This is a genomic window from Lysobacter sp. ISL-50, assembly GCF_018612875.1.
Classification (GTDB): Bacteria; Pseudomonadota; Gammaproteobacteria; order Xanthomonadales; family Xanthomonadaceae; genus Lysobacter.
The window spans coordinates 2,055-5,768 of record NZ_JAGGRI010000072.1 but is presented as its reverse complement, the minus strand read 5'-3'; the positions used below and the strand labels follow the sequence as shown (position 1 = coordinate 5,768).

Here is a 3,714-nt window from a genome sequence, read left to right as displayed (position 1 = left end):
AAAGGAAAGCAAAGCCAGAGCAGAGCAAAGGAAAGCAAAGCAAAGCAAAGCCAGAGCAGAGCAGAGTCAGAGCGGAGAAAAGCCAGAGCTAAGCCGGGACGAAGCAAAGCGGAACTAGAGCGGGTTGGTGAGGCCGGACCAAGCCGGACCGAAAAGCGGGGCAAAGATCCGGCGGCACAGCGAACTGGCGAAAATATGTCCACCCGCTGCCGCGGATGCCATCGACATCCGCAAGCCGCGCACCGCCACACTCATCACTTCGGCAAATAAATCTTGTCGAAGAACCCGCCATCGGAAAAATGCGCCGCCTGCGCCTTCTTCCAACCGCCGAACGCGCCATCGATCGTGACCTGCTTCACCGCCGGGAACTTGCTCAACTCCGCCGCCGGCACCTTGTCCGGCTCCGACGGGCGATAGCCGTGCCTGGCCGCCAGGCGCTGGCCGTCCGGGGTGTAGAGGAAACGCAGATAAGCCTCGGCCTGCTTGCGCGTGCCGTGCTTGTCCACGTTCTTATCGACCCATGCCACCGGCGGCTCGGCCTTGATGCTCAGGCTCGGCACGACGATCTCGAACTGGTCGCGGCTGCTGGGCTGGGCCAGGGTCAGCAAGGCTTCGTTCTCCCAGGCCAGCAGCACGTCGCCGATCTTGCGATCGACGAAGGTGGTGGTCGAACCGCGCGCGCCGGTGTCGAGCACGGGCACGTTCTTGAACAACTGCGTCAGGAACTCCACGACCTTGTCGCCGTCGCGATACTTCGTCGACGCCCAGGCCCACGCGGCCAGATAGTTCCAGCGCGCGCCGCCGGAGGTCTTCGGGTTGGGCGTGATCACGCTGACGCCGGGCTTTACCAGATCGCTCCAGTCCTTGACGCCCTTCGGATTGCCCTTGCGCACCAGGAACACGATAGTGGAGGTGTAGGGCGAGCTTTGATGCGGCAGGCGCGTCTGCCAGTTGGCCGGTAACTGCTTGGAAGCGGCGATGGTGTCGATGTCGCCGGCCAGCGCGAGCGTAACCACGTCGGCCTCCAGGCCATCGACGACCGCGCGCGCCTGCTTGCCCGAGCCGCCGTGCGAAGCGCGGATGCTGAGGGTTTCGCCGGTCTGCTGTTTCCACTGCGCGGCGAACACTTGATTGACCTCGGCGTAGAACTCGCGGGTCGGATCGTAGGACACGTTGAGCAGTTCGGCGTCCTTGGCCGAGGCCGCGCCCGCGGCGAGCGCCAGGCTGAGCAGCATCAGTCGGAAAGCGGTTTTCATCGTAGATTCCTCTGCGGGGTAGCGGTGCTCAGAAAGCGAGCTGTGCGCGGGTGAAGAAGGCTTTTTCGTCTTCGCGGTCGCGGCCCGCGGCCGCGCCGCCGTCGAATCGGGTCCGGGTGTAGTTGGCGACGAGTTTGAGGTTGCCGGTCAGGTACCAGTTCAAGCCCAGGCCCCACGAACGCGCCGCCGCGGCGACGACATTGGGGTCGGCGTAGCGCGGGAAAGCGGCGTCGTCGATGTCCAGGCGGCCGTAGCGCGCGACCAGTTCGAATGCGCCCCAGCCTGCACCACCGACCGTAAAAGCTTGGTTAGGCCGGGCCACGCCCTTGTAGCCGGCATCTTCGCCGGTCAGCACCAGGCCGGCGGTGAGTTGCCAGGCGCGATGATCGAGTTCGGCGTCGAACGCGCCGACCCGCACGTCCTGGCTGGAGCTGACGTATTCGCCGAGCAGGCTGAACGCGTTGCGGTAGTAATACGCCTGCGGCGACCAGCGCTTGCTCGCGCCGTCGGCGAGCACCGTGCTGCGATAGTTGAAGAACTGCGCCTGGCCCGGTGTGCGATAACGCGGCAGGAAATTGTTGCCGCCGCCGGCGCGGTCGCCGGTGCTGGCGCCGACACCGAAGCCCAGGCCCGACAGCGCGTTGCTGGCGTTCTTCCACGGTTCGAAGAAGATCCGTCCGGCGTACTCGAATTCGTTGTCGGGATTGGTGGTCGGGCTGTCGCGGCCATCGACCGCGCCGTTGAATACGCCGAGCGCGTAGGACACGGTGGCGCCGGCGAGTTCGCCCTGCAACTGCAGGCCCAGATCGCGGTTGGGCGTGAGTTCGGAAGCCAGGCCCAGTTCGATCAATCCGGTGGAACCGCTCGACTGCAGGCGTTCCAGGCCGACCGGGCTCTTGAACTTGCCGATGCGCAAGGTCGCGCGCGGATCGAATTTCAGATCGAGGTAGGCATCGTTGATGGTCGCGCTGTCGCCGGCGAACTCGGTCAGGATGCGGAAGCCGATCAGCGAACCCCAGGTGCCTTCGATGCTGGGCTGGATGCGGCGGAACAGAAAGGTATCGTTCTGCGGCACCTGCTCGTCGCCGATGAAGAAGCGGCCGTCGGCCTGTACCAGCGCCTTGACCTTGACCTCGACATCGCCCGGCGGCGGCGATTTGACCGACAGGCCCTTGCTCGCGCTCAGCGACACCGTCGGCGTGCTGGCGGTCCTGGCCGCGCTTTCCTCGGCCTGCAGTTCCAGCTTGCGTTCGATCACGCGCAGTCGCTGATCCAGATCGGTCAGGTCGTTGCCGGCGCTGTCGTTGCCGCCGGCGGTGCCGAGCCGTTGCTCGATCGCCTTCAGGCGTTGCGCGAGTTCGGCGACGGTGGGCTCGCCGGCCTGCGCGGGCAAGGCCAGGACGCAGGCGAGCGCGCCGCACAGCGAAGTGGCTGCGATGCGTGACGCTCGCGCTGGTCGTACCCGGATTCGCATGAGGTGCTCCTTGGATCGGTGCTGACGGTGGATGAGCCCGCGCGATGCGCAGGAAAAACAAACGAGGTTGAAGTGGCCGGACATCGCGGACGCCGACGAACACGCTGTGCAACCGCGCCGGACCCGGTTTCCCCGTGGGCCCCTTGCCCGCGCCCAATTCGCGCACCGCCTTGAGCAGCACGTACTCGGTATCGCTGAGGTTGACGATGTTGATTTCCGGCTCGGAATCGCGCGCGATTTCGTAGCGCACGGTCGATACCCGCGGCGCGGCCTCGGCGGCCGACCTGCGCGCGCGGGTCGCGGCCGGTTTGCGGGCGCTTTCGCGGCTCATGCGCGGTCTCCGCCGTAGGCCAGCGTCGTCACCGGCAGGAAGGTCGCGTCGAGCGACGCGGGGCCGAGCGCGGCGGCGCCGAAGTCCGGCGCCAGCGCGAGTTCGCGCAGGCTGCGGCGGTCGAGCACGGAGGAAAGCGCGTCGCGCGCCTCGCGCATCAGCGAGCGCAGGCTGCAGGCGTCGGGGTCGGGGCAATCGGCACAGGGCTGGTAGGCGCTGACGCTGGCGCAGCGCACCGGCGCGAGCGGGCCGTCGATGGCGCGGATCAGGTCGCCGACCATGATCTGGTCGGCCGGCCGCGCCAGGGCGTGGCCGCCTTTCTGGCCGCGGCGGCTGTCGATGAAGCCGGCTTCGCGCAGGTCCACCAGGATGGATTCGAGAAACTTGCCGGGCGCGCCGCTGTGTTCGGCGATCGCGCGGGCCTGCAGGCGGCCGTGGCGCGGCGCGTAAGCCGAGTCGGCCGGCAACCGGCCGCCTTCGGCGCGCGCGAGCGCGCACATCGCCCGCAAAGCGTACTTGGCCTTCATCGTCAGCATTTCCCAGTCACCATGTAGGAAATGTGGCCGCGGGCGGTGGCTCAGGGGAAAAGGTAATGCTTCATCTGCTTATGACGAGGGGGTATGTGGCGGGGTGTGCCCTCACCCCAACCCCTC

General features: G+C 67.0%; 3 protein-coding genes. All 3 read right to left on the bottom strand.

What is annotated here, in order from left to right:
• Window positions 1-254: 254 nt before the first annotated feature.
• Entirely contained in the window at window positions 255-1,256 is a 1,002-nt protein-coding gene (locus J7J50_RS24585) for a sulfate ABC transporter substrate-binding protein (RefSeq protein WP_215058412.1), read from the bottom strand.
• 28 nt (window positions 1,257-1,284) lie between these two features.
• Window positions 1,285-2,730 carry a porin gene (locus tag J7J50_RS24580; protein ID WP_215058411.1) on the bottom strand — a complete coding sequence of 482 codons (1,446 nt, stop codon included), beginning with the start codon at window positions 2,728-2,730 and terminating at the stop codon, window positions 1,285-1,287.
• 327 nt (window positions 2,731-3,057) lie between these two features.
• Entirely contained in the window at window positions 3,058-3,597 is a 540-nt protein-coding gene (locus J7J50_RS24575) for an Rrf2 family transcriptional regulator (protein ID WP_215063501.1), read from the bottom strand.
• Between the last annotated feature and the right edge of the window lie 117 nt (window positions 3,598-3,714).

Coding starts and splice junctions, on each gene's coding strand:
- J7J50_RS24585 (WP_215058412.1), bottom strand. CDS start 1,256: ATGAAAACCGCTTTCCGACTGATGCTGCTCAGCCTGGCGCTCGCCGCG.
- J7J50_RS24580 (WP_215058411.1), bottom strand. CDS start 2,730: ATGCGAATCCGGGTACGACCAGCGCGAGCGTCACGCATCGCAGCCACT.
- J7J50_RS24575 (WP_215063501.1), bottom strand. CDS start 3,597: ATGCTGACGATGAAGGCCAAGTACGCTTTGCGGGCGATGTGCGCGCTC.